Below are 22,322 nucleotides of genomic sequence, written 5' to 3'. Positions count from 1 at the left end.
CTTCGGCAGCTCCCAATGCCATCCGACCAGTTCCAGGCGGTGCGCCACACACACCAGGGGACGCCGGCCCCGCGAACCCCCCGCCGGAAAGCTCCCACCGGGTGCGTCCCCGCGCCCCGACACGAGTTTGACTTTGTGCGGCGCGTCACATAACTTGTCGACTGCTAACCGAACGATCGATTGGCAACATACGTTCGCAGGAAGGGCAGCCATGGCCACCCCCTCGGTTTCACAGGCGCAGGAGACGACGCCCGGCGCGCCACAGCACGCCGCCCCGCAGAACACGCGGCGGGCGGCCCGTAAGGCCGCGTTCGCCGCAGCAGTGTCGACGTCCCTCGAGTGGTACGACTTCTTCATCTATGCCACCGCTGCGGCGCTCGTGTTCAACAAGACGTTCTTCGCCACCGGCAGCGAGGTCGTGGCCGCACTCAATTCGTTCGCCACCGTCGCCGTCGGTTTCGTCGCCCGCCCGATCGGCGGGATCGTCTCGGGCCACTTCGGCGACAAGTACGGGCGCAAGCCGGTGCTCGTGACCGCCATCCTGCTCATGGGTGTCGCGACCACCCTGATCGGCTTCGTGCCGAACACGTCGATCACCTGGCTCGCTCCCGCGATGCTGGTCCTGCTCCGCATCTGCCAGGGCCTGGCCGTCGGGGCGCAGTGGGGTGGCGCGGTCCTGCTGGCCACCGAGTACGCTCCGGCCGATCGCCGCGGCTTCTACGGGAGCTTCGCCCAGCTCGGCATCCCGATCGGCGTGGTGATGGGTAACGCGGTCTTCCTGGCGGTGGCGTGGGCGGTCTCACCCGAGGCGTTCACGTCGTGGGGCTGGCGCGTGCCGTTCTGGATCAGCCTGTTCATGCTCTTCGTCGCGTTCGCCATCCACCGCTACCTCGAGGAGACCCCCGAGTTCCAGCAGGTCGAGGCCAAGCTCGCGGCCGCGCCGGCCCAGCGACGTTCCCCGGTCCTCGAGGTCCTCCGGCACAACAGTGGCACCGTGCTCATGGCGGGCGGCACCTATCTGGTCGGCATCGTGATGTTCTACATCACCATCACCGGCTCGGTGCAGGTGGCTACGACGAACCTCGGCATCGCGCGCTCGGACGTGCTGGCGATCATCCTGATCGCCGCGGGCGTCCTCGTACCGATGGTGCCGCTGACCGCCTACCTGTCGGACCGCTACGGCCGCAAGCTGATCTACGGCATCGGCATCGTCGGCATGGGTCTGTGGGCCGTGCCGATGTGGCTGCTCATCGGGGCGTCGTCGTCGGGTGACATCCTGCCGTTGGCCGTCGCGCTCATCGTCTCCTGCGTGGTCATGTCGTTCCAGACCGGACCGCAGGCCGCCCTGTTCGCCGAGCTCTTTCCGCCGGAGATCCGTTACTCCGGAGCATCTCTGGGATACCAGGCCGCGGCAATCCTCGGTGGCATGGCACCCATGGCGATGGTCGCGCTGATCAACGGGGAGGTCGCCAACCTCTGGCGCGTGGGTCTGCTCATCGCGGCGCTCTCGGTCCTCGCCCTCGCCTGCCTGGTGGCCCTCGCCCGTCGGCGCCCCTGAGCTCGTTGCCACTGAGCTCGTTGCCACTGAGCTCGTTGCCACTGAGCTCGTCGCCCACCGAACGAACCCTGGAGAACCCATGTATCCCGGTGCCTATCTCGACACCGCTGCACACAAGCCCGCCGTGATCATGGCCGACACCGGCCGGACGGTCACCTTCGCCGAACTCGAAGCCGATTCGATCCGCATCGCCCGCCACCTCCGCGCGCTGGGACTGTGCCGCGGCGATCATGTCGCGGTGCTCGCCACCAACACACCCCGGGTGTTCGACATCTACTGGGCGGCGATGCGGTCGGGTCTCTACGTCACGATGGTGAACTGGCATCTCACCCCCGGCGAGGCCGCGTACATCGTCGACGACTGCGGCGCGAAGGCCGTGATCGTGGACGCCGCGCTCACGGAGATCGCCGGTGAGCTCCCTGCCCTGCTGCCGAACACCGAGCACCGCCTCGGCTTCGGCGGCACGCTTCCCGGGTATGCCGACCTGGATGCGGCCGCAGCTGCCGAGTCCGACGTGGCACTTGCGGATCAGCCGCGGGGGACGGACATGCTCTACTCGTCGGGCACCACGGGCCGCCCCAAGGGCATCAAGCCCGCCCTGCCCGACCGCCAGGTCCACGAACCCGGCGACACGATGACCGCAATGAATGCCTCGGTGTGGGGCGTGAATTCGGAGACCGTGTACCTGTCCCCCGCACCGCTGTACCACGCGGCGCCGCTGCGCACGTGCGCCGCGGTGCAGGCCCTCGGCGGCACGGTGGTCGTGATGGACCGCTTCGATGCCGAGAAGGCCCTCGAGTACATCGAGCGGTACCGCGTCACCTACAGCCAGTGGGTGCCCACCATGTTCGTGCGCATGCTCAAACTCCCCGAGGACGTGCGCGCCCGCTACGACGTGTCCAGCCTGCAGGTCGCCGTGCACGCCGCAGCCCCCTGCCCGATCGAGGTCAAGCGACAGATGATCGCGTGGTGGGGTCCGATCCTGTCGGAGTACTACTCCTCCACCGAACTCAACGGCCTCACCCTGGTCGACACGGACGAATGGCTGCGCAAGCCCGGAACGGTGGGCCGGGCCGCGCTCGGGATCGTCCACATCTGCGGCGAGAACGGCGACGACCTGCCCGCGGGGCAGATCGGCACGATCTACTTCGAGCGCGACGTGCTGCCGTTCGAATACCACAACGCGCCGGAGAAGACCCGCGATGCCCAGCACCCGCGCCACCCGGCGTGGACGACGACCGGCGACGTCGGTTACCTGGACGAGGACGGGTACCTGTTCCTCACCGACCGCGATTCGTTCATGATCATCTCCGGCGGGGTCAACATCTACCCGCAGGAGATCGAGAACGCGTTCGTCGAGCACCCCAAGGTCCTCGACGCCGGCGTGATCGGGGTGCCCGATGCCGAGATGGGTGAGATCGTGACCGCGGTGATCCAGCCCGCTCCCGGCGTCGACGGCGACGACACGCTCGCCGCCGAACTGGCCGACCACCTCCGCGGCCGCCTCGCCAAGTACAAGCTTCCGCGCCGGATCGTGTTCAGCGACGACATGCCCCGCACACCGACCGGCAAGCTCGTCAAGCGCAAGTTGAAGGAGCGCTTCGTCGACACTCCGGTGTGACACCGGACCACGAATCCTGTCGACTACGAATATGATTCGGCCTGCCGCTCGTTGCGAGCGGCAGGCCGAATCGTCGGTTCGAGGTCGCGTCCCGGCCGGTTCGGCACCCCTTGCGATCGCCGGACGCGTGCTCGGCGAGCTGCGCACCACCAGTCCGGTGCGCGTGGTGGATCCGGCCGGCATCGTTGCCGCGATGGGGGTGTGATCGCGCGATCCCTCTGACGGGCACTACCGGCCCGGGGCGCTGGTCACCGCACCTACGTGCACGGGGCGCTGTTCACCGCCCATGCGTGCACGGGGCGCTGTTCACCGCCCCTGCGTGCACGGGGCGCTGGTCACCGCCCACAGCGCCGCACGCGCCCCGTGACTGCCGCCGAGTGCGGCACTCACGGGGCGCGTTTATCCGAGCGGCGGAGGCACCTGCACGAGTTGCTCCGGGGGTCTGTCGACTGGGCGCCCCCGGGTGGTCCTATCCGCGCACCTCGTGCAGCACCGGGGTGGCGGCGAACTCGGCGCGGGCGAGGGACCGGCGATGCACCTGGTCGGGGCCGTCGGCGATCTGCAGGAACCGTGCCTGCGAGTACAGCATCGCGAGCGGAGTGTCCTGGGACAGGCCCGCACCGCCGAAGATTTGGACGGCGTCGTCGACGATCTCCTTCACCGTCTGCGGCACCAGCACCTTGGCGGCGGCGATGTCGTGCCGGGCGGCCTTGGCGCCCTCGACGTCCATCCGCCAGGCGGCCCGCAGCACCATCAGCCGAGCCGCATCCACCCGGATGCGCGCGTCGGCGACGGTGGCTTGCACGACCCCTTCGTCGGCCAGCGGCCTGCCGAATGCGACGCGGGTGCGCGCCCGTTCCGTCATCAGCGCGACGGCGCGTTCGGCCATGCCGATCAGACGCATGCAGTGGTGGATCCGGCCCGGACCCAGGCGGGCCTGCGCGACGGCGAAACCCTGGCCGCGCGGGCCGAGCAGATTCTCCTTGGGCACCCGCACCCGGTCGAAGACGATCTCGCCGTGCCCGCCCTCGTGCCGGTCGTCGAATCCGAGCACGGTCGTGGAACGGACGATGTCCAGGCCCGGGGTCTCCATCGGGACCAGCACGATCGAGTGCTTCGAGCCGGCGGGGGCGTCGGGGTCGGTGACGCCCATGACCATCGCGACGCGGCAGTCCTCCCGCAGTGCGGCGGTGGACCACCATTTGCGGCCGGTGAGCACCCACTCGTCGCCGTCGTCGGCGATCTCGAGGCGGACGTTGCTCGCGTCCGAGCTGGCGACGTCGGGTTCGGTCATCGAGAAGCAGGACCGGATCTCACCTTCCAGCAGGGGGCCGAGCCACTGCTGCTTCTGAGCGTCGGTGCCGTAGCGGGCGAGCAGCTCCATGTTCCCGGTGTCCGGTGCGGCGCAGTTGAGCGCCTCCGGGGCGAGATGCGGGCTCCATCCGGTCAATTCGGCCAGCGGGGCGTATTCGAGATTGGTCAGGCCGGCCCCGCCCGCCTCGGGGAGGAAGAGGTTCCACAGCCCCTGCCGCTTGGCGGAAGCCTTGAGGTCGGCCATGATCGGCGGGGCACCCCAGTAGTCGGGCTTGCTCGCCAGTTGCTGCGTGGCGATCGGCTCGGCCGGCAGGATGCGTTCCTGCAGGAAGCCGGTGAGGCGGTCCTGCAGTTCGCGGACCTTGGGGCTGTATTCGAAATCCATTGTTCCTCCGGTTCGAGTGGTCGCCTAGCGGCGCAATGCGGGAAGGGCCGAGGTGGCGGCGAGATCGAGGGCGCGCCGGAGCAACGGTCCGACCATGTCCGCGATGCCGTCGAAGCCCGCTCCCACCGTCTCGCCCCGCTCGTGGCGGGCACCGATACCCTCGAGGATCACGGCGATCTTGAAGTCGGCGAAGACGATGTACCAGTCGATGTCGGCGAGGTCGATGCCACGCGCTCCGGCGTAGCGTTCGAGCAGCTCCGCGCGGGTGGGGAAGCCGTCGAGGGTGGCGAGGCCGCGGGTGATGGGGTTGGGTGTCGCGCCGGGAACGTCCCAGAAGCTCAGCATGATTCCGACGTCGGCGAGGGTGTCGCCGAGAGTGGCCATCTCCCAGTCGAGTACGGCGGCGATGTGACCGCGGTCCTGCGGCGTAGCGAGGACGTTGTCGAGTTTGACGTCGCCGTGGACGATCCCCGGGTGGCGGGTCTGCGGCAGCGCGCGCCAGAGCTTGTCGAGCAGCACCGCGACCTCGGGCCGGTCGACCCTGCGGGACGCCTCCCACTGCTTCGCCCACCGGCCGAGCTGGCGCTCGAGGTAGCCGTCCGGGCGGCCGAAGCTGCTGAGCCCGACGGCGCCGGGGTCGAGGTCGTGCAGCGCCGCGAGCGTGTCGGCGAGCGAGAATCCGAGGCGGCGGCGTTCGTCCGGGGTGAGGGCCGAGGCCTGGTCGACGGTGCCGACGGCCACACCGTCGACGAGTTCCATCAGATAGAAGGTCGCGCCGAGGATGCTCTCGTCCTCGCACAGGTGCACCGCGCGGGGCACCGGCACGGACGTGCCGCCGAGGGCGTCGATGACGGTGAACTCGCGCCGCATGTCGTGCGCGCTCGGCAGGACGTGTCCGTACGGCGGTCGGCGCAGCACCCATACGTGCTCGTCGTCGGCGAGGCGGTAGGTGGGGTTGGAGCGGCCACCGCCGATGAGGGAGGCGGTCAGTGCCCCGGAGACTCCACCGTCGAGTACGCGCTGCAGGTGGGCGGTCAGGGCGTCGAGATCGAGGCCGGCGACGGCGCCCGCAGGCGATGCAGTCATCGCGGATTCCTTCCTGCGTCGGCCTGTCGGCCAAACGATCGTTCGGGTGACCTACAGAGTCACCGAACGAGCGTTCGGTGTCAACCTCGGTGCCGACGAGAGGATCCGAACTGAGGAAACGCTGACGGAGAGAGGGAAGACTGCCACGCTCGAGACCGGGCAGCCGATCGACCGCTAGGAAGCAGGGGCGCCGACGCGACGGGGGCGGTGCTGCACCATCGCCAAGGCGAGATCCGCGTAGCGGTCCGCGAGTTCCTCCGCCCGCAGCGGCCCGTCGGACCGCCACCAGGTGCACACCGACTGGCCCATGTTGATGATCCCGCGCACCGCATCGCGCGGGAACTCCACCTCGAAGGCCCCCTCTTCGACGCCCCGCTCGACGACGTCGCGGAACAGGCCCTCCTGTTCGTCGCGCAGCGCGACGACGAGCCGGCGACCGGCCTCGTTCAGGCTGCGCAGTTCCGTCGCACCCACCAGCGCATCGAGCTGCCGGGTGGTGTGGAACATGACCCACGCCCGCACCAGCGCCTGCAACTGCGCGTCCGGCGAACCACCCGCCCGCAGCAACGCCCCCCGGGTCATGGCGATCGCATCGTGCAGCGCCCGGGTCATGATGTCCTGCAGAATCTCCTGCTTGGACTTGAAGTGGTGGTAGATCGAGGCGACGGTGATGTCGGCGTCGCGGGCGATGTCCCGCATCGAGGTGCCGTGGTACCCGCGCTCGTTCATGTTCCGCAACGCCGAGTCGAGGATCGCCTGCCGGCCGTTACCGGTCCCGACCGTAGCCGCCTTCGCCGCGCTCATCGTCTACTCCGTCCCGCCGGTCGTGAACCGCTGACAGCGTAGTCGCAGGGCGGGTGCCCGAATCGGCCGGATCCGCCCCGCGAATCCCGAGACGGCCGTCTCCGCGTGCCGAACCGACGGATGTCGGTCCGACCTGGCAGCATCAGCCGCGGCAGCCTCGCCCGGGGCCGCTCACCATCGGACAACACAGGGGGCGTCATGCCAGCACCCGTTCTCACCGACGAACAGCGCACCGCCGCACTCGCCAAGGCCGCCGAAGTGCGCAAGGCCCGCAGCGAGCTGCTCGCCGCCGTCAAGGCCGGCGAGCTCGACGTCCCGGCCGTGCTCGAGAAGGCGGAGACCGACGAGGTCGTGAAGAAGACGAAGGTCTCCGCCCTGATCAAGGCGCTGCCGGGAGTCGGCGCGGTCAAGGCCGCCAAGCTCCTCGAGCAGCTGTCGATCCCGGACACCCGCCGCATCGGGGGCCTCGGCGCCAACCAGCGTCAGGCGCTGCTCGACGCCACGACGGCCGCCTGACCCGTCGTTCGGCCCGGCGCAGGTGTTCCCGCGTCCCGAAGGGGGAACACCTGCGCGGGCGCGTCGACCACGCGCTCCGCGACCACGGAAACCGACCGAGCGGGAGGAGTCGGATGACGACGTCCGTGCCCGAATCGCGGCAACAGCAGGACCGGCTGTTGTTCCGATTCATGCTGCTCTCCTTGGCCGCCGCGGTGGTCACCATCGCCCTCAAGGCGAGCGCCGCATGGGCGACCGGATCGGTCGGGTTCCTCTCCGATGCCCTCGAATCCGGCGTCAACCTCGTCGCCGCGGTGGTGGCGCTGATCGCGCTGCGGGTGGCGGCCCGCCCCCCGGACGCGAGCCACCACTTCGGCCACGGCAAGGCCGAGTACGTCTCCGCTCTGGTCGAGGGCGCGATGATCTTCGTCGCCGCCACCGCCATCATCTGGACCGCGATCGAACGCCTGATCAGCCCGGTTCCGCTCGTCCAGCCCGGGCTCGGACTGGCCCTGTCGACCGTGGCCTCGGTGATCAACCTCGGCGTCGGCCTCACCCTGCTGCGCGTGGGACGCACGCACCGCTCGATCACGCTCGTCGCGGACGGCAAGCACCTGCTGACCGACGTGTGGACCTCCGCCGGAGTGATCGTCGGCATCGCCCTGGTCGCCGTCACCGGCTGGGAGCCCTTGGACCCGATCGTGGCGCTCGCCGTGGGCGTCAACATCCTGTGGACCGGGTACCGGTTGCTTCGCGGCTCGGTCAGCGGCCTGCTGAGCGCCGCCCTCCCCCAGCACGAACAGGACCAGGTCAACGCCGTACTGGACCGGTTCCGTGCCGAGTGCCCCGTCGAGTTCGCGCCGCTGCGCACCGTCGAATCCGGCCGGCAGCGTCAGGTGTTCGTCGTCGTGACCGTGCCCGGCGACTGGACCGTGCGGACCGCCCACGACATGGCCGACCGCATCGAGGCGGCGATCGACGCGGTGCTGCCGCACACCGAGACCTTCATCCACGTGGAACCGGCCGGACCGGAGAACGCCTGACGGCAGCCACCTCGTCGCGGCCCGGTCGAGCGAGAGTTCGACACCTCGAGCGCGAGCGAACCGGAGGCGCGCCGAGCGATCCTGGCGGCACCCGTCGGGACGTTGGGCGACGGCGCGGAGACGCGGAGGGGGCGGAGGCGCGGCTACCGTGGCACGTGGACTACGGATACCAGATCACCATCGATGCAAGGACTTTCGTCTACTTCGGCGCCGTCGCGCGACTCAGCGACGTTCCTGGATACGGACCATGTTGCCCGCCGGGTCTCGGAAGGCGCAGTCGCGGATGCCGTACGGCTGCTCGGTCGGCTCCTGCACGACCTCGACATCCCCGGCCTGCACCTTCTCGAACGTGGCATCGAGATCGCGGGTGGCCAGCAGGATCCAGCCGTAGGTGCCCTTGGCCATCATCTGGGCGATGGTACGACGCTCGTCGTCGGTGATGCCCGGGTCGACGGCCGGTGGCGCCAGAAGGATGGACGTGTCGGGCTGACCTGCGGGACCGACTGTGATCCAGCGCATCTTGCCCTGCCCGACGTCGTTGCGGACCTCGAAGCCGAGAACATCGCGGTAGAAGGCGAGCGACGCCTCCGGGTCGTCGTGCGGCAGGAAGCTGGTGTGAATGGTGATATCCATGACGAGCAGAGTAGGAGCGTCTCCGCGTCCCGCGCTTCTCGATTCCTGATCGATCGAGGCAACCAGTTCGCCGCACCAGGACGGCTACACAGTGATCACCGCGAGGTGGGACGGTGGGTGTGAACGGCATGGCCGGCGAGGTGACGTGCGGTGTTGACCAGCGCCACATGGCTGAATGCCTGGGGCACGTTGCCGAGTTGCCGACGGGCGTGCGGATCGTACTCCTCGGCGAGCAACCCGACGTCGTTGCACACCGACAACAACCGCTCGAACAACGCCCGAGCCTCGCGGGTGCGGCCGGCCCCGTGCAGCGCGTCCGCGAGCCAGAAGCTGCAGGCCAGGAACGCTCCTTCCGGCTCGACGATGCCGTCGACGTGGTCGAGTTCCGGCCGATACCGCAGCAAGAAGCCGTCGTGACCGAGTTCGCGCTCTACGGTGGCCACGGTACTCAGCACGCGCGGATCGTCCCACGGCAGGAATCCGGTGCGGGGAATGAGCAGCGCCGCCGCGTCCACGCCGCGGCTGCCGTAGAACTGGGTGAAGGTGCCGCGATCGGAATCGAATCCCTTCGCCAGGATCTCGGTGCGGATCTGCTCGCGCAGCACGCGCCACCGATCGACCGGCCCGGCAAGCCCGAACCGTTCGACTGCCCGGATCCCCCGGTCGACCCCCGCCCACGCCATCACCTTGGAATGGACGAACGGGCGCCTCGGCCCGCGCACCTCCCACAGACCGTTGTCGGGTTCCTGCCAATGACTCTCGAGAAAATCCAGCAACGCCACCTCGATGTCCCAGGCCGGGTCACCGCGCAGGCTGCTCTGCCGGGCCTGGTGCAGTCCGTCGAGCACCTCACCCCACACATCGAGCTGGAACTGCTCGGCGGCGGCGTTGCCGATGCGCACCGGCACCGAGTTCTCGTAACCGGACAACCACGACAGCTCGTATTCCGGGACACGCCGGGCTCCGTCGAGCTGGTACATCATCTGCAGGTCCGCCGGGTTACCGGCCACCGCCCGCACCAGCCAGTTGCGCCAAGCCTTGGCTTCGACGACGAATCCGCAGCCGAGAAGCGCCTGCAGCGTGAAGGTGGCGTCCCGCAGCCAGCAGTACCGGTAGTCCCAGTTCCGGCTGCCGCCGATCTGCTCGGGCAATGAGGTGGTGGCCGCAGCCAAGATGCCCCCGGTGGGCCGATAGGTCAAGGCCTCCAGGGTGATCAGGGAACGATGCACGGCCTCGGAGTACTCCCCGGTGTAGTCGCACCGCTCGATCCACTCGGTCCAATACGCCTCCGTGTCGGCGATCGCCCGCAGGGCGTCGAGCGGACGCGGGGTGTGCCCGTAGGACAACGCATAGGTCAGCACGAACGGGACACTCTCGCCGGCCCGGACCTCGAACTCCGCGGTGGTCCTCATGTCGTGGCCGTGCAACGGCACCGGGGTGCGCAGCCAGGCCGCATCCGGGCCGGCGACCGCGGTCAGACATCCGGGAAGGCGGCGCACCCACGGCACGACGTGCCCGTAGTCGAAGCGCAGCCGCACCTCGGTGCTCATCCGCACCGATCCCGTCAGTCCTTCGACGACACGGACGACGTCGGCGGCCTCGGCCCGCACCGGCATACAGTCGGTCACCCGCACGGTCCCGGTCGCGGTGACCCACTCGGTGTCCAGAACGAGGGTGTCGCGGCGGTACGCCCGCCGGGTGCACACCCCGCCGTCAGCGGGGGCGAGCAACCATCGTCCGGCCTCCTCACCGTCGAGCAGCGCCGCGAAACACGCCGGAGAATCGAACCGGGGCAGGCACAACCAGTCGATCGAGCCGTCCCGGCCCACCAGCGCCGCAGTGTGCAGATCACCGACCAACGCATAGTCCTCGATACGCTGCTGCATCACCCATCGACCTCCCGGGGTGCCGGCACATCGCCCCGCCGGTGTGGACAGGCACCGACCATGAGCGCGACGTAGCCGTCCACGGGCGCTGTGCCCGTCCAGTATGCCGAGCCCGGCGAAACCGCGGGGTACAAACAGGGCCCCGCTACCGCTGGGCAACTCCGCTGCGACGTGGCACGATCGCGTAGGTGACCGGGGGACCTGCTGACGCGCAGCACCTGCGCGATCTCGCGCGGCTGCGCCGCGTTCGTGATCGGATCGATCGGGAGTACGCCCAGCCGCTGGACGTCGAGGCGCTCGCTCGCGGGGTGCACATGTCGGCGGGACACCTCAGCAGGCAGTTCCGGGCGGCGTACGGGGAGTCGCCGTACGCGTATCTGATGACGCGGCGCATCGAACGCGCGATGGCACTGCTGCGTCGCGGCGATCTGAGTGTCACCGAGGTGTGTTTCGCGGTGGGCTGCTCGTCGCTGGGCACCTTCAGCACCCGCTTCACCGAGCTGGTCGGTGTGCCGCCCAGTGTCTACCGGCGTCAGGCGGCGCACGCGGCGGCGGGAATGCCGTCGTGTGTCGCGAAGACCGTGACCCGACCGATCAGGAATCGAGAAGCGGGGGCTGCGGAGCCGCAACTAGCCTGACCGCCATGACGTCACCGTTGACCCGAGCTTTCCCCTCCCGGCGGATGGAGACACCATGAGCATGGCCACGAAGACGGACACGCAATCCCCCACGCTGCACACTGCCGACAGCCACGATCTGATTCGCGTCCACGGTGCGCGCGTGAACAACCTCCACGACGTCAGCGTCGAGATCCCGAAGCGCCGGTTGACGGTGTTCACCGGGGTCTCCGGCTCGGGCAAGAGCTCGCTGGTGTTCGGCACGATCGCCGCGGAGTCGCAACGACTGATCAACGAGACCTACAGTGCCTTCGTACAGGGTTTCATGCCGACCCTGGCGCGTCCCGACGTCGACCTGCTCGAAGGATTGACGACGGCGATCATCGTCGACCAGGAGCGGATGGGCTCGAATCCCCGCTCCACCGTCGGCACCGCCACGGACGCGCACGCGATGCTGCGCATCCTCTTCAGCCGGTTGGGGCAACCGCACATCGGTTCCCCCAACGCGTACTCGTTCAATGTCCCCTCGGTGAAAGCCAGCGGTGCGATCACGGTCGAGCGCGGCGTCGGCAGGACGAAGACCGAGAAGGCAACCTTCCACCGGCTCGGCGGCATGTGCCCCCGCTGCGAGGGGATGGGTTCGGTCACCGACTTCGACCGGTCCGCGTTGTACGACGAAAACCTGTCGCTGGACGAGGGCGCGCTCACGATCCCCGGCTACAGCATGGACGGCTGGTACGGCCGGATCTACCGGGGCTGCGGATTCTTCGACTCGGCCAAGCCGATCCGCAAGTACACCAAGAGGGAGCTGCACGACCTGCTCTACAAGGAACCGACCAAGATCAAGGTCGACGGGATCAATCTGACGTACGAGGGGCTGATCCCGAAGATCCAGAAGTCGATGCTGTCCAAGGACGTCGATGCTCTGCAGCCGCACATCCGGGCGTTCGTGGAACGGGCCGTGACCTTCTCCACCTGCCCCGAGTGCAACGGCACCCGGCTCGCCCAGGAGGCCCTGTCGTCGAAGATCGACGGCAGGAACATCGCCGACGTCTGCGCCATGCAGATCAGTGACCTGGCGGACTGGGTCCGCAGCCTGGACGAGCCGTCGGTGGCTCCGCTGCTCACCGGGTTGCAGCACCTCCTCGACGCGTTCACCGAGATCGGCTTGGGATACCTCTCCCTCGACCGGCCGGCGGGCACCCTGTCCGGGGGAGAAGCCCAGCGCACCAAGATGATCCGACACCTCGGCTCCTCCCTCACCGACGTCACCTACGTCTTCGACGAGCCCACCATCGGACTGCACCCGCACGACATCGCCCGGATGAACGACCTGTTGCTGCAGTTGCGCGACAAGGGCAACACCGTGCTCGTCGTCGAGCACAAGCCGGAGGCGATCGCGATCGCCGACCACGTCGTCGACCTCGGGCCGGGGGCCGGCACCGAGGGCGGCGAGGTGGTGTTCGAGGGCACCGTCGAGGGGCTGCGTACCAGTGGCACGCTCACCGGGCGGCACCTGGACGACCGCGCGTCGGTGAAGCCCGCGGTGCGGACCCCGTCGGGGGTGCTGGAGGTGCGCGGCGCCGACACGCACAACCTGCAGAACGTCGACGTGGACATCCCACTCGGCGTGCTGGTCGTCCTCACCGGCGTGGCGGGTTCCGGGAAGAGCTCGCTGATCGACGGTTCGGTGGCCGGGCGCGAGGGCGTGGTCACGGTCGACCAGGGGGCGATCAGGGGTTCGCGGCGAAGCAATCCGGCAACGTACACCGGGCTGCTCGACCCGATCCGGAAGGCGTTCGCGAAGGCCAACGGCGTGAAGCCGGCATTGTTCAGCGCCAACTCCGAGGGCGCGTGCCCGGCGTGCAACGGCGCCGGGGTCATCTACACCGACCTGGGAGTGATGGCCACCGTCGAATCCACCTGCGAGGAATGCGAAGGCAAGCGGTTCCAGTCCGCGGTGCTGGAGTTCACGTTCGGCGGCCGCAACATCGCCGACGTGCTCGCGATGCCGGTGACCGAGGCCGAGGAGTTCCTCGGGGCGGGCGAGACGCGGATCCCGGCGGCGCACAAGATCCTGGAGCGGCTCGCCGACGTGGGGCTCGGCTACCTCAGCCTCGGCCAGCCGCTCAGCACGCTGTCCGGCGGTGAACGGCAGCGAATCAAGCTGGCGACCCGGATGGCCGAGAAGGGCGGTGTCTACGTCCTCGACGAACCGACGACCGGTCTGCACCTCGCGGATGTCGAACAATTGCTCGGTCTGCTCGACAGGCTGGTCGACTCCGGCAAGTCGGTCATCGTCATCGAGCACCACCAGGCGGTCATGGCGCACGCCGACTGGATCATCGACCTCGGACCCGGCGCCGGCCACGACGGTGGCCGGATCGTGTTCGAGGGCACGCCCGCCGACCTCGTCGCCACGCGGTCCACCCTCACCGGCGAACACCTCGCGGCCTACGTCGGCGCCTGACCGTGCCTGTCGCGTGCGTACGTCCCGCCGGCACGACGGTCAGTTGGGGCGGAGAGTGAGGATCTGGGACACGGTGCCCACGGGACCGCGAGTGTCGTGGAGGACGCTGCTCGTCAGGCCGAGACCGTCGGGACCGAACGAGACGGTGGTGTCGAAGCCGAGCCAGTCACCACGAGGCTCGGTGAACAGATGGGCGGTGAGGTCGACGTTGGGGAAGGCGACGTCGTCCGGGGACGCCCGCACGGTCATGCCGTTGGCGATGTCGAACAGTCCGGCGGCACCGGCCAGCGCGCTGACCTTCTCGTCGAGCACCAGGGGCAGCGGCGTGCGCACCCAGTACGCCGCCCGGCCCGGCTCGAGCTGGGTGCGGCGGACTTCGGTGGAGGCGATGAACCCGCCCGGCCACACCGTCGAGGCGTCCCACGGGGCCATGGCCTCGGGCGGGTCGATCCGCGGCAGCGACGTCGCTTCCAGCGCCGGGGTGGGGCGCGGCTGCATGAGCCAGGCCCGCAGCCGTACCACGGCGCGACCGTCGTGCGCGAGGACGGCCTCGACGAGCTCGATGGTGCGCCCGGGACGCAGGACGGTCACGGTGGTCTCGACCGTGTCGACCGGGACGGTGCCGAGGATGTCGTAGGACAGGCGCGCGACGACCAGTCCGTCGTCGCGGCGGGCGTCCCGGTCGCATTCGACGGCGTGGACCAGTAGCCCCAGGGCGGGCGCGATGTGCTGTTCCTGCGGGTTCCAGGCGCCGCCCACGTGATGGGTCGGCCGGAACGCGGCCGGACCGATCCGTTCGAAGTAGGCCATCTGCTGCTCCAGAAATCGGGGACTCGTCCAGGCATGATCCCAGGCGGGCACGATCCTCCGCGGACCGGGCGGTGCGGGACGGCGACAGCCCGCCCCTGGTCGACCAGGGGCGGGCTGTCGTGAATTGCGGCGCCGGTCAGGCGGGGACGTGGGCGTCGGCCCAGGCGTTGTACCCGCCGAGCAGGTCCGACACGTTCTCGAAGCCCTGCGCCCGCAGCAGCGACGCGGCCACACTCGACCGCCACCCCCCGGCACAGTGCACCACGATCGGCTTACCGGTGGGCACCTGCGCCAGCCGCGCCCGCAGCTGCGCCAACGGAATCGGCACCGCCTGCGGAATCGTCCCGACCTCCCGCTCCCCGGGATTGCGGATGTCGACCAACGTCACCGCATCCGCGGCGAGCAACGCCTCGAGCTCGGCGACGGTGGTCCGCGGCGCCGGGACCACCAGCCCCGCCAGCTCCGCCGGGAACACCCCGTCCGGCCCGACCGTCAGATACCCCAACGCATTGTCCGACCCGATCCGGGCCAGCCGCACCGCCGCGTCCTGCTCCTGCCCCGGGTAGGTGATCAACACGATCGGCTCCCCCACCTCGGCGACCATCCCGCCGGTCTCGGAACCGCCCGTCGAACCCGACGTTGACCGACCCGGCCAGATGCCCCGCGGCGAAGTCGTCGACACTGCGCGCATCGAGCACCCGCGTCCCGGCGGCGAGCTCGGCCTCGACCCGTTCCGGGCTCAACTCGGGAATCGCGCGATCCTGCACCAGAAGCGGGTGTCTCCGCTTGTTCATCGCGGCGTCGACCGAGAAGTAGGACGGGGCCGCGGGCTGGCCCTCGGTGACCAGCGCCACGAACGCCTCCTCGCTCATCGGCTGCACCGACGGGTTGCTCACCCGCTGCTCCCCGATCGTCGAGGTCAGCTCGGTCGACAGGTTCTTCCCGCACGACGAGCCGGCGCCGTGCGCGGGCAGCACGGTGACCGCATCGGGCAGGGTCAGCAGCTTCTCGTGCACCGTGTGGTACATCGCCCGGGCCAGATCCTCGGTCGACGACTCCCCCAGGTTCACCAGATCGGGCCGGCCCACGTCGCCGATGAACAGCGAATCGCCGGTCAGCACCGCCGTCGGGGTGGCGCCCGGATGCTCGCGCACCAGCACCGAGATCGACTCCCAGGTGTGCCCCGGGGTGGCCAGGATCTCGAGGTCCACCTCCCCGAGCGAGAGGTGCTCGCCGTCGCGCAACCGGCGGATCGGGTAGTCGGTCTCGGCGGCCTCACCGAACCCGATCCACGCGCCGGTCGCCTCCACCAGTTCCAGGTGCCCGGAGACGAAATCGGCGTGGAAGTGGGTGTTGATCACACCCTCGATGGTCAACCCGTGCCGACGCGCGTCGTCGAGGTACTCGCCGACATCGCGGCGCGGATCGACCACGACCGCCCGGCCGGTGCCCTCGTCACCGATCAGGTACGACGCGTGCGACAGACACTCGATGTAGTACTGCTCGAGAATCATCGTGGTTCCTCCGTATGAGTCGATTTCGTCCTCGATGTGGACAACCCTGCCACATACCCCCTAGGGTATGTCAAGTACCCCATGGGGTATCCAAACGGACCCCGCGCCCCCTAACCGGAAGCACCACGATGAACACTCCTGCCGCCCCCGTCGCCCGGACCGCCGTCACCCCCGAAGCCGATACCCAGGTTCTGCACCGGCTGCGCCGCGCCCAGGGGCAGCTCGCGGGTGTCATCGCCATGCTCGAATCCGGCCGCGAGTGCCGGGACGTGGTGACCCAGCTCGCCGCAGTCTCCCGGGCACTCGACCGTGCCGGCTTCAAAATCGTTGCCGCGCAGCTTCGTCGATGCATGCTCGACGAAGAGGACGACACGTGCCCCGACCGGCTCACCGAGGAGCAGCTCGAGCGCCTCTTCCTCGCACTGGCCTGAGGGCTACCGCCGGCAACGCCGAGGGCTACCGCCCGGTGACACTGAGGGCTACCGCCCGGCAACACTGAGGGCTACCGCCCGGTGACACTGAGGGCTACCGCCCGGTGACGATGTTCGACGGGATCAGCGCCGTCGGGCCCTGACCACGGTGTCGTGCACCGTGACGACCCGTCCGTCCGGGTCGGTGGCCGGCCGCGCGACGGCGGTGTCGGTGACGACGTCCCAGCCGTCGGGATCGAGCAGCGCCACGACGTCCGCCCCCGTGAAGAACAACTCGGGTCGCGGCGGACGTGGCACGGTTGTCTGCAGGTCGGAGGGATGGTGTCCGACGACCAGGAGCGTGCCGCCGGGGGCGACCGCCTCCCCGAGCCGCCGGAAGAGGACATCACGTTCCGGCTGGGGCAGGTGCATGTACTGCGCGGAGACGAGGTCGTACCGCCCTCGGCCCGGATCCCAGGCCGTCAGGTTCTCGTGCAGCCACGAGATGCGGCCGGCGACCTCGGCGCCGGCCCGCTCCGCATGCTCGGCGGCGCGTTGCAGGGCGACGCCGGAGACGTCCACGCCGTCGACCCGCCAGCCGCGCTGCGCGAGCCAGATGGCGTCCGCACCCTCGCCGCAACCTACGTCGAGGGCGAGTCCAGGTGCGAGATCGGCCGCCTCCCCCACGAGGTGACGGTTGGGCTCACCGCTCCACAGCGCGGAACGGGAGCGGTAGCGCTCGTCCCAGAGTTCTTCGTCCTGGGGATGTTCGGACATCACGACTCCTTCGATCGTCGGGACGGGGATTCGAGCGGCCGGTTGCGGAACGTCTCGGACAGTCGGGACCACAGCGTCGTCGGCCGGGGCCCGACCAGCTCGCCGACCCGGCGGGGGAGATACCGCTCGATCGCCGATTCGATTTCTCGCACAGAGGGATTGACGAGTGCAACCGGTCCGATGAAGACGGTCGGCACGATCTCGTCACCGCCGGTCACCGCGCGGATCCGTTCGGCGGCGGTCCGGTCCTGCCAGATGTCGGTCTCGACGGTCTCGATGCCGCGCCTGCGCAGACCCCGGCGCAGCCCCGAACAGAACGGGCACCCCGGTCGCCACAGCACCTCGACGCCGTCGACGAAGTCGGCCGATGTCATCCCGACACTCCCTCCACGTAGGCTCGGCATACCCAAGGGGGTATACCGGCTTCACTGTACCGGCCCGGTCCGCGCTGCGCGTCCGACACCGTTCCCGGCACGGTGACCTTCGACCCTTTCCGGCGATGCCCCAGGGGTGGACCGTGGAACCACAGCCGCGAAGCGATGCGGAAGGAGAAGCCGTGGCCGCGTGGATCGTCCTGGCCGGCGTGCTCCTGGTGGTCGCGCTGTTCGTCCTGTCGCAGGCCGTGCATGTGGTGACCCAGTACGAGAAGGGCGTGCTGTTCCGGTTCGGCCGGCTCATCGGTGTCAAGGAGCCCGGACTGCATCTGATCATCCCTCTCGTCGACCGGTTGACGAAGGTGTCCCTGCGGATCGTGACGATGCCGATCCAGTCCCAGGGCATCATCACCCGCGACAACGTCAGTGTCGACATCTCTGCCGTGGCGTACTTCCGGGTCATCGATGCCGTGAAGTCGGTCGTCGCGATCGAGAACGTGGCAGCGGCGATCGATCAGATCGCCCAGACCACGCTGCGCAGGGTCGTCGGCCGGCACACGCTCGACGAGGCACTGTCCGAGACGAACGTGATCAACGCGAACATCCGCGAGTTTCTCGACGTGTCCACTCTGGAATGGGGCGTCGAGGTGACGCTGGTGGAACTGAAGGACATCCAGCTGCCCGACAGCATGAAGCGGGCCATGGCGCGGCAGGCCGAGGCGGAGCGGGAGAAGCGGGCCAAGATCATTGCCGCCGAGGGCGAGTCGATCGCCGCGACCGCCCTCGGGCAGGCATCCGACACGATGCTGGCCCACCCGCTCGCCCTTCAGTTGCGCAACCTGCAGACACTGGTGGAACTGGGCGTCGAGAAGAACACGACCGTGGTGTTCCCGGCCCCCATGATGAGCGCCATCTCCGAACTGAAGACATTCCTCGACCGCGAGATCACCGCCGCCACGGCGGGTCCGCCGCGTAGCGCCGCGGACAGCGCACGACCACCGGAATCCGAGATCGCCCGAAACGGCACCCCGGCACCAACGGTATCGGCACACGAGGGGTTGGGGTCATGACGGAACTCGACGGAGGTTCGGTCCTCGTCACCGGGGGCAGCCGCGGCATCGGCGCCGCCGTCGCCACGATCCTCGCCGGTGAAGGCGCCGGTGTCGTCGTCGCCGACGTGCTCGACGACGAAGGCACCCGCCACGCCGCGACACTCGGCAACGGCTCGAAGTTCGTGCACCTCGACGTGACCGACGAAGCGCAATGGTCGGAGGCGGTCGCCGTGGCCGAATCCATCGGTCCGTTGCGGGCGTTGATCAACAACGCCGGCATCCTGGCCGTCGGCACCATCGAGGAGCAGACCCGAGTCGAGTTCGAACGCGTGCTGCAGGTCAATCTCGTCGGCCAGTGGCTGGGAATGCACGTCGCCGGCCCGGCGCTGCGTCGCGGGCGCGGGGTCGTCGTCAACGTCTCCTCGACGGCCGGCCTCATCGGCTACGCCGGCCTCGGCGCCTACGTGGCGAGCAAATGGGCCCTGCGCGGCCTCACGAAGACCGCCGCGCTCGAGTTCGCCCCCGACGGGGTCCGGGTGTGCTCGGTGCACCCCGGCCCCATCGACACACCGATGACGGCGGGAATGGACCGCGGCATCGCCGCCACGCAGCCGATCCCCCGCTTCGGCAGTCCCGAGGAGGTGGCCCGGATGGTGCGATTCGTCGTCACCGAGGCCACCTACTCGACCGGCTCCGAATTCCTCGTCGACGGGGGCGCCACCACCGGCTCGGTGCTGAACCTGGAGACGGCGGATTCCGCTGCAGCGCGGTAGCTCCGGCGCGACAGCCCAAGACCGGCCAGCCGTGGCGGACGACCGGACCGAACGAGGCGGCTCTCCGGCGGTGCAGCACCGTTCCGTTTCCCTACGCCCACTTGATCGCCGTGCCCGGCTCGGGCAGTGTTCACCCGGCGTGGGCGCCGCACTCACTTTCGTAACAGAGCGGCGATGCGATGCACGCCGGGCGCGGCGAACGCCCAGTCCTGCACCGACAGGTAGGACGACGTGGGACCGACCACCACATGCCGCAAGCCGGCATCTCCGAACTCCCGCAACCGCGCAGCGATCCGTCCCGGTGTGCCGACGAGGAATCCCCTCTCGGCGACCTCGGGGGGTACCGCCTCGAGCGCCTTCTCCAGTGTGGTCCGGTCGTAGTGTTCCGGGAGCATGTCGACCGAACCTCGGAACTGCGAGCCGAACGGATGGACCGCCCCGGCGGCTGTCCAGTGCTCGGCGGAGAACAGCAACGCCCAGTACCGCACCATCCGGCTGTGCAGCATCGCCTGCGCCCGCTTCTGTGTGGGGGCGACGAGGACGTAGGCGAACAGGGCCGGCACGATCCGGTCGGGATCCCGGCCGGCACCTCGAGCAGCGGAGCGGATGCGCGCCAATTTCGCCGCATACTCGTCCGGGGTGTTCAGGGCGATGGTCATCGGTAGCCATCCGTCGCCGTAGCGGCCGGTCTGCTCCAGCATCCGGGGTCCGTGGGCGGCGACCCAGACCTTCGGGGTCCGCCCCGGCGGCGCCTGCAGGTCCATCAACGCCCCGTCGAGGTGAAAGTGCACACCGGCGAAGTCGAACGGGCCGCGTGAGTCCAAACAGCGGCGGACGATCCGGAGGGCTTCGTCGAGCCGGTCGACCGCGCGGCGCCGCGACAGCCCGTACGGTTCGGTGTTCATCTTCTCCCCGCAGCCGAGCCCGAGGATCGGTGCACGCCTGGTCAGATGGGCCAGGGTCAGCGCGGCCTGGGCCAGCAGCACCGGGTGGCGTCGGATCGGCTCACTCACTCCCACTCCCAGCTGCATCTTCCCGGTCCGGCCGGCCAAGGCGCCGAGCAGGGTCTGGTAGTCGAACACCTCGTGCGGACTCGAGACGCTGTCGCTGAAAGGGGTGAACGTCTCGTCCCACAGGACGGTGGGATAGAACTCCTGGAAATGGTCCCAGACGAACAGCGACGACAGCCCACCCCACCTCGCCAAGGCGGTGACGGCACGCACGTTGCCCCACGGCGGATTGGGCGGGACGTAGATTCCGGTCTCGATCGTGGACGGTGCCATCGGCTCCCCTCGACTCCTCCTCGTAGATCGGCGGTCCCCCGGCTGCCGACCATGAGAACGCCTACGTTCCGGTTCTGTTGGAAGGAAACGAATCCGCCCCTAACGGCGGCGCATTCCTCAACACCGTCAGGTGCGGCAACGCTGCGCCGGCTCGTTCGACGAGACTGCCCTCGGCCGAAAGTGCGCCGATCGCTCGACTGATCGGAACTCGACAGCTCGGGTGCGTAGCCGCTCTACGCTCCTCGGACACTTCGTCCGCTCCGACTTCCATGGCGATCGTCCCTCCGGACGAGGTGGGGGGCAGTCCATATCGAGGCTACGGCGTGTGGCCGATCACTGGTACCGGTTGTCCAGGATCGTCAGCAGGGCGCTCGGCACCGACCACGGTTCGGCTCGGTGGTCGCGAGGCGCACAATGCTGCAGCGCAGCACTCGGCTCGGATCGGGAAACGGGAACACCGGCGTCGGCGGAGTGTTTCAATGGCCGGGTGTGCAGATGGATGGCCTACTCGGGCGAGCCGATCCTCGTTGAGGACCTGCTGTTCAAGCCCGAGCATTCGCTCATCGACCAGAGCCTGCACTCCCATCTCGGAGCCACCACCACCAACGGTGACGGATTCGGAATCGGCTGGTACGGAATAGGTTCCGAGCCGGCCCTGTTCAAGAGCATCGATCCGGCGTGGAACAACCACAACCTGCGGGAGATCGCCGGGCAGATCCGCACCCCGCTGCTGTTCGCGCACGTGCGCGCCTCGACCGGCACGCAGGTGCAGCGCAGCAACTGCCACCCGTTCCGGCACGGGGAATGGCTGTGGATGCACAACGGCGAGATCCTCGGCTTCCGGGAGATCAAACGAGAACTGATGATGGCCGTGGATCCGTCGCTGTACCCGGACGTCGCGGGTACCACGGACTCCGAGGTGCTGTTCTTCCTCGCTCTCACGTTCGGTCTCCGGGACGATCCGTTCACCGCGGTCGGCCGCGCGGTCGGGATGGTCGAGAAGGTCGCCCGCGACCACGGAATCGACGACCCCGTACAGATGACCGTGGCCACCACGGCCGGCGACACGATCTGGGTGTTCCGCTACTCCACCGAAGGCCGGACCCGGTCGCTGTTCTACTCCACCGAGGTCGCCAAGCTCCGCGAGCTGCACCCCGAGGTGGAGATGTTCCATCGCCTGGGCATCGACGCCCGGTTCGTCGTGTCCGAACCGCTCCGCGATCTGCCGGGCGCATGGAACGAGATGCCCGAGTCCTCGGCCGCCGTGGTCGGCCCCGCGGGCAACGACATCCGGCGGTTCCGGCCGCTCGAGCCGGTGTAGCCGAGATCGGGGACGTTGTGCCCTGTAGCCGTGCGTCGGCAGCATGCGATGGTCTAACCTGCGTGAACGCAGCAGTGCCGAGGGCCCCGAGAGGTC

20 protein-coding genes and 1 pseudogene are annotated in these 22,322 nt (G+C 69.1%); 11 read left to right on the top strand and 10 right to left on the bottom strand.

The annotated features are described in order from the left end of the window. Positions 1-211: 211 nt before the first annotated feature. The 3 genes from ACM26Y_RS01240 (at position 212) to ACM26Y_RS01230 (ending at position 3,384) form a co-directional block, all read left to right on the top strand. On the top strand, positions 212-1,558 hold the full coding sequence (locus ACM26Y_RS01240) for an MFS transporter (RefSeq protein WP_003937191.1): 1,347 nt from the start codon (positions 212-214) through the stop codon (positions 1,556-1,558). Positions 1,559-1,637: 79 nt separating this feature from the next. After that, positions 1,638-3,179, top strand: coding sequence for an acyl-CoA synthetase (locus ACM26Y_RS01235; RefSeq protein WP_416062444.1), 1,542 nt, complete (start codon positions 1,638-1,640; stop codon positions 3,177-3,179). Between the two features lie 31 nt (positions 3,180-3,210). After that, positions 3,211-3,384, top strand: a complete 174-nt coding sequence (locus ACM26Y_RS01230; RefSeq protein ID WP_161628485.1) for a hypothetical protein — start codon at positions 3,211-3,213, stop codon at positions 3,382-3,384. A gap of 264 nt (positions 3,385-3,648) precedes the next feature. On the opposite strand, the gene ACM26Y_RS01225 is transcribed toward ACM26Y_RS01230, so the two are convergent. From ACM26Y_RS01225 to ACM26Y_RS01215, 3 genes are all read right to left on the bottom strand, one after another. Continuing rightward, positions 3,649-4,878, bottom strand: a complete 1,230-nt coding sequence (locus ACM26Y_RS01225) for an acyl-CoA dehydrogenase family protein (RefSeq protein WP_416062443.1) — start codon at positions 4,876-4,878, stop codon at positions 3,649-3,651. A gap of 24 nt (positions 4,879-4,902) precedes the next feature. Then, the gene (locus tag ACM26Y_RS01220; protein WP_416062442.1) at positions 4,903-5,964 is read right to left on the bottom strand and encodes a phosphotransferase family protein; all 1,062 of its coding nucleotides are present in this window, start codon (positions 5,962-5,964) and stop codon (positions 4,903-4,905) included. Between the two features lie 174 nt (positions 5,965-6,138). After that, positions 6,139-6,768: a TetR/AcrR family transcriptional regulator gene (locus tag ACM26Y_RS01215; RefSeq protein ID WP_248957412.1), complete on the bottom strand. Its 630-nt coding sequence runs from the start codon at positions 6,766-6,768 to the stop codon at positions 6,139-6,141. 198 nt (positions 6,769-6,966) lie between these two features. Here ACM26Y_RS01215 and mihF point away from each other — a divergent pair, with 198 nt between their 5' ends. Together mihF and ACM26Y_RS01205 are read left to right on the top strand one after the other, a co-directional pair. Beyond that, positions 6,967-7,284 (top strand): integration host factor, actinobacterial type, encoded by a 318-nt coding sequence (gene mihF / locus ACM26Y_RS01210; protein WP_003937196.1) that lies wholly within the window; start codon positions 6,967-6,969, stop codon positions 7,282-7,284. 113 nt (positions 7,285-7,397) lie between these two features. After that, complete coding sequence (locus ACM26Y_RS01205; protein ID WP_416062441.1) at positions 7,398-8,306, top strand: cation diffusion facilitator family transporter; 909 nt, start codon at positions 7,398-7,400, stop codon at positions 8,304-8,306. Between the two features lie 222 nt (positions 8,307-8,528). Here ACM26Y_RS01205 and ACM26Y_RS01200 read toward each other — a convergent pair whose 3' ends face one another. Beyond that, positions 8,529-8,939, bottom strand: a complete 411-nt coding sequence (locus tag ACM26Y_RS01200) for a VOC family protein (RefSeq protein ID WP_407040536.1) — start codon at positions 8,937-8,939, stop codon at positions 8,529-8,531. A 95-nt stretch (positions 8,940-9,034) separates the two neighbouring features. Then, on the bottom strand, positions 9,035-10,825 hold the full coding sequence (locus ACM26Y_RS01195) for a glycoside hydrolase family 15 protein (RefSeq protein ID WP_407040535.1): 1,791 nt from the start codon (positions 10,823-10,825) through the stop codon (positions 9,035-9,037). Positions 10,826-11,013: 188 nt separating this feature from the next. On the opposite strand from ACM26Y_RS01195, the gene ACM26Y_RS01190 reads away from it, so the two are divergent. Together ACM26Y_RS01190 and ACM26Y_RS01185 are read left to right on the top strand one after the other, a co-directional pair. Then, the gene (locus ACM26Y_RS01190; RefSeq protein WP_003937200.1) at positions 11,014-11,463 is read left to right on the top strand and encodes a helix-turn-helix transcriptional regulator; all 450 of its coding nucleotides are present in this window, start codon (positions 11,014-11,016) and stop codon (positions 11,461-11,463) included. A gap of 55 nt (positions 11,464-11,518) precedes the next feature. After that, entirely contained in the window at positions 11,519-13,912 is a 2,394-nt protein-coding gene (locus ACM26Y_RS01185; protein WP_416062440.1) for an ATP-binding cassette domain-containing protein, read from the top strand. A gap of 39 nt (positions 13,913-13,951) precedes the next feature. Here the strand turns inward: ACM26Y_RS01185 and ACM26Y_RS01180 are convergent, their stop codons facing one another. Beyond that, positions 13,952-14,722: a thioesterase family protein gene (locus ACM26Y_RS01180; protein WP_416063758.1), complete on the bottom strand. Its 771-nt coding sequence runs from the start codon at positions 14,720-14,722 to the stop codon at positions 13,952-13,954. Between the two features lie 136 nt (positions 14,723-14,858). After that, positions 14,859-16,236, bottom strand: a pseudogene (locus ACM26Y_RS01175) (MBL fold metallo-hydrolase). A 128-nt stretch (positions 16,237-16,364) separates the two neighbouring features. On the opposite strand from ACM26Y_RS01175, the gene ACM26Y_RS01170 reads away from it, so the two are divergent. After that, a complete protein-coding gene (locus ACM26Y_RS01170; RefSeq protein WP_003939454.1) occupies positions 16,365-16,667 on the top strand; it encodes a metal-sensitive transcriptional regulator in 303 nt (100 codons plus the stop codon). Between the two features lie 123 nt (positions 16,668-16,790). Here ACM26Y_RS01170 and ACM26Y_RS01165 read toward each other — a convergent pair whose 3' ends face one another. Further along, a complete protein-coding gene (locus ACM26Y_RS01165) occupies positions 16,791-17,423 on the bottom strand; it encodes a class I SAM-dependent methyltransferase (protein WP_003939453.1) in 633 nt (210 codons plus the stop codon). Further along, positions 17,423-17,797: a glutaredoxin domain-containing protein gene (locus tag ACM26Y_RS01160; protein ID WP_416062439.1), complete on the bottom strand. Its 375-nt coding sequence runs from the start codon at positions 17,795-17,797 to the stop codon at positions 17,423-17,425. Before ACM26Y_RS01160 ends, ACM26Y_RS01165 begins: the two co-directional genes overlap by 1 nt. Before the next feature lie 182 nt (positions 17,798-17,979). Between ACM26Y_RS01160 and ACM26Y_RS01155 the strand changes: the two genes are divergently transcribed. Further along, positions 17,980-18,867, top strand: coding sequence for a slipin family protein (locus tag ACM26Y_RS01155; protein ID WP_003939451.1), 888 nt, complete (start codon positions 17,980-17,982; stop codon positions 18,865-18,867). Next, positions 18,864-19,622, top strand: coding sequence for an SDR family oxidoreductase (locus ACM26Y_RS01150; protein ID WP_416062438.1), 759 nt, complete (start codon positions 18,864-18,866; stop codon positions 19,620-19,622). The genes ACM26Y_RS01155 and ACM26Y_RS01150 overlap by 4 nt, the downstream gene beginning before the upstream one ends. A 152-nt stretch (positions 19,623-19,774) precedes the next feature. On the opposite strand, the gene ACM26Y_RS01145 is transcribed toward ACM26Y_RS01150, so the two are convergent. After that, complete coding sequence (locus ACM26Y_RS01145) at positions 19,775-20,905, bottom strand: LLM class flavin-dependent oxidoreductase (protein ID WP_416062437.1); 1,131 nt, start codon at positions 20,903-20,905, stop codon at positions 19,775-19,777. Positions 20,906-21,404: 499 nt separating this feature from the next. Here ACM26Y_RS01145 and ACM26Y_RS01140 point away from each other — a divergent pair, with 499 nt between their 5' ends. Continuing rightward, positions 21,405-22,226, top strand: coding sequence for a class II glutamine amidotransferase (locus tag ACM26Y_RS01140; protein ID WP_059174816.1), 822 nt, complete (start codon positions 21,405-21,407; stop codon positions 22,224-22,226). Positions 22,227-22,322: the final 96 nt, after the last annotated feature.

This window comes from Rhodococcus indonesiensis (assembly GCF_047782815.1).
GTDB classification, from domain to species: domain Bacteria; phylum Actinomycetota; class Actinomycetes; order Mycobacteriales; family Mycobacteriaceae; genus Rhodococcus; species Rhodococcus indonesiensis.
The sequence above is the reverse complement of the archived record's forward strand: the minus strand, read 5'-3'. Positions and strand labels throughout refer to the sequence as shown.

What these genes read in the sequence shown, in the direction of transcription:
- ACM26Y_RS01240 (WP_003937191.1), top strand. Translation starts at nt 212, where the DNA reads ATGGCCACCCCCTCGGTTTCACAGGCGCAGGAGACGACGCCCGGCGCG.
- ACM26Y_RS01235 (WP_416062444.1), top strand. Translation starts at nt 1,638, where the DNA reads ATGTATCCCGGTGCCTATCTCGACACCGCTGCACACAAGCCCGCCGTG.
- ACM26Y_RS01230 (WP_161628485.1), top strand. Translation starts at nt 3,211, where the DNA reads ATGATTCGGCCTGCCGCTCGTTGCGAGCGGCAGGCCGAATCGTCGGTT.
- ACM26Y_RS01225 (WP_416062443.1), bottom strand. Translation starts at nt 4,878, where the DNA reads ATGGATTTCGAATACAGCCCCAAGGTCCGCGAACTGCAGGACCGCCTC.
- ACM26Y_RS01220 (WP_416062442.1), bottom strand. Translation starts at nt 5,964, where the DNA reads ATGACTGCATCGCCTGCGGGCGCCGTCGCCGGCCTCGATCTCGACGCC.
- ACM26Y_RS01215 (WP_248957412.1), bottom strand. Translation starts at nt 6,768, where the DNA reads ATGAGCGCGGCGAAGGCGGCTACGGTCGGGACCGGTAACGGCCGGCAG.
- mihF (WP_003937196.1), top strand. Translation starts at nt 6,967, where the DNA reads ATGCCAGCACCCGTTCTCACCGACGAACAGCGCACCGCCGCACTCGCC.
- ACM26Y_RS01205 (WP_416062441.1), top strand. Translation starts at nt 7,398, where the DNA reads ATGACGACGTCCGTGCCCGAATCGCGGCAACAGCAGGACCGGCTGTTG.
- ACM26Y_RS01200 (WP_407040536.1), bottom strand. Translation starts at nt 8,939, where the DNA reads ATGGATATCACCATTCACACCAGCTTCCTGCCGCACGACGACCCGGAG.
- ACM26Y_RS01195 (WP_407040535.1), bottom strand. Translation starts at nt 10,825, where the DNA reads ATGCAGCAGCGTATCGAGGACTATGCGTTGGTCGGTGATCTGCACACT.
- ACM26Y_RS01185 (WP_416062440.1), top strand. Translation starts at nt 11,519, where the DNA reads ATGAGCATGGCCACGAAGACGGACACGCAATCCCCCACGCTGCACACT.
- ACM26Y_RS01180 (WP_416063758.1), bottom strand. Translation starts at nt 14,722, where the DNA reads ATGGCCTACTTCGAACGGATCGGTCCGGCCGCGTTCCGGCCGACCCAT.
- ACM26Y_RS01170 (WP_003939454.1), top strand. Translation starts at nt 16,365, where the DNA reads ATGAACACTCCTGCCGCCCCCGTCGCCCGGACCGCCGTCACCCCCGAA.
- ACM26Y_RS01165 (WP_003939453.1), bottom strand. Translation starts at nt 17,423, where the DNA reads ATGTCCGAACATCCCCAGGACGAAGAACTCTGGGACGAGCGCTACCGC.
- ACM26Y_RS01160 (WP_416062439.1), bottom strand. Translation starts at nt 17,797, where the DNA reads ATGACATCGGCCGACTTCGTCGACGGCGTCGAGGTGCTGTGGCGACCG.
- ACM26Y_RS01150 (WP_416062438.1), top strand. Translation starts at nt 18,864, where the DNA reads ATGACGGAACTCGACGGAGGTTCGGTCCTCGTCACCGGGGGCAGCCGC.
- ACM26Y_RS01145 (WP_416062437.1), bottom strand. Translation starts at nt 20,905, where the DNA reads ATGGCACCGTCCACGATCGAGACCGGAATCTACGTCCCGCCCAATCCG.
- ACM26Y_RS01140 (WP_059174816.1), top strand. Translation starts at nt 21,405, where the DNA reads ATGGCCTACTCGGGCGAGCCGATCCTCGTTGAGGACCTGCTGTTCAAG.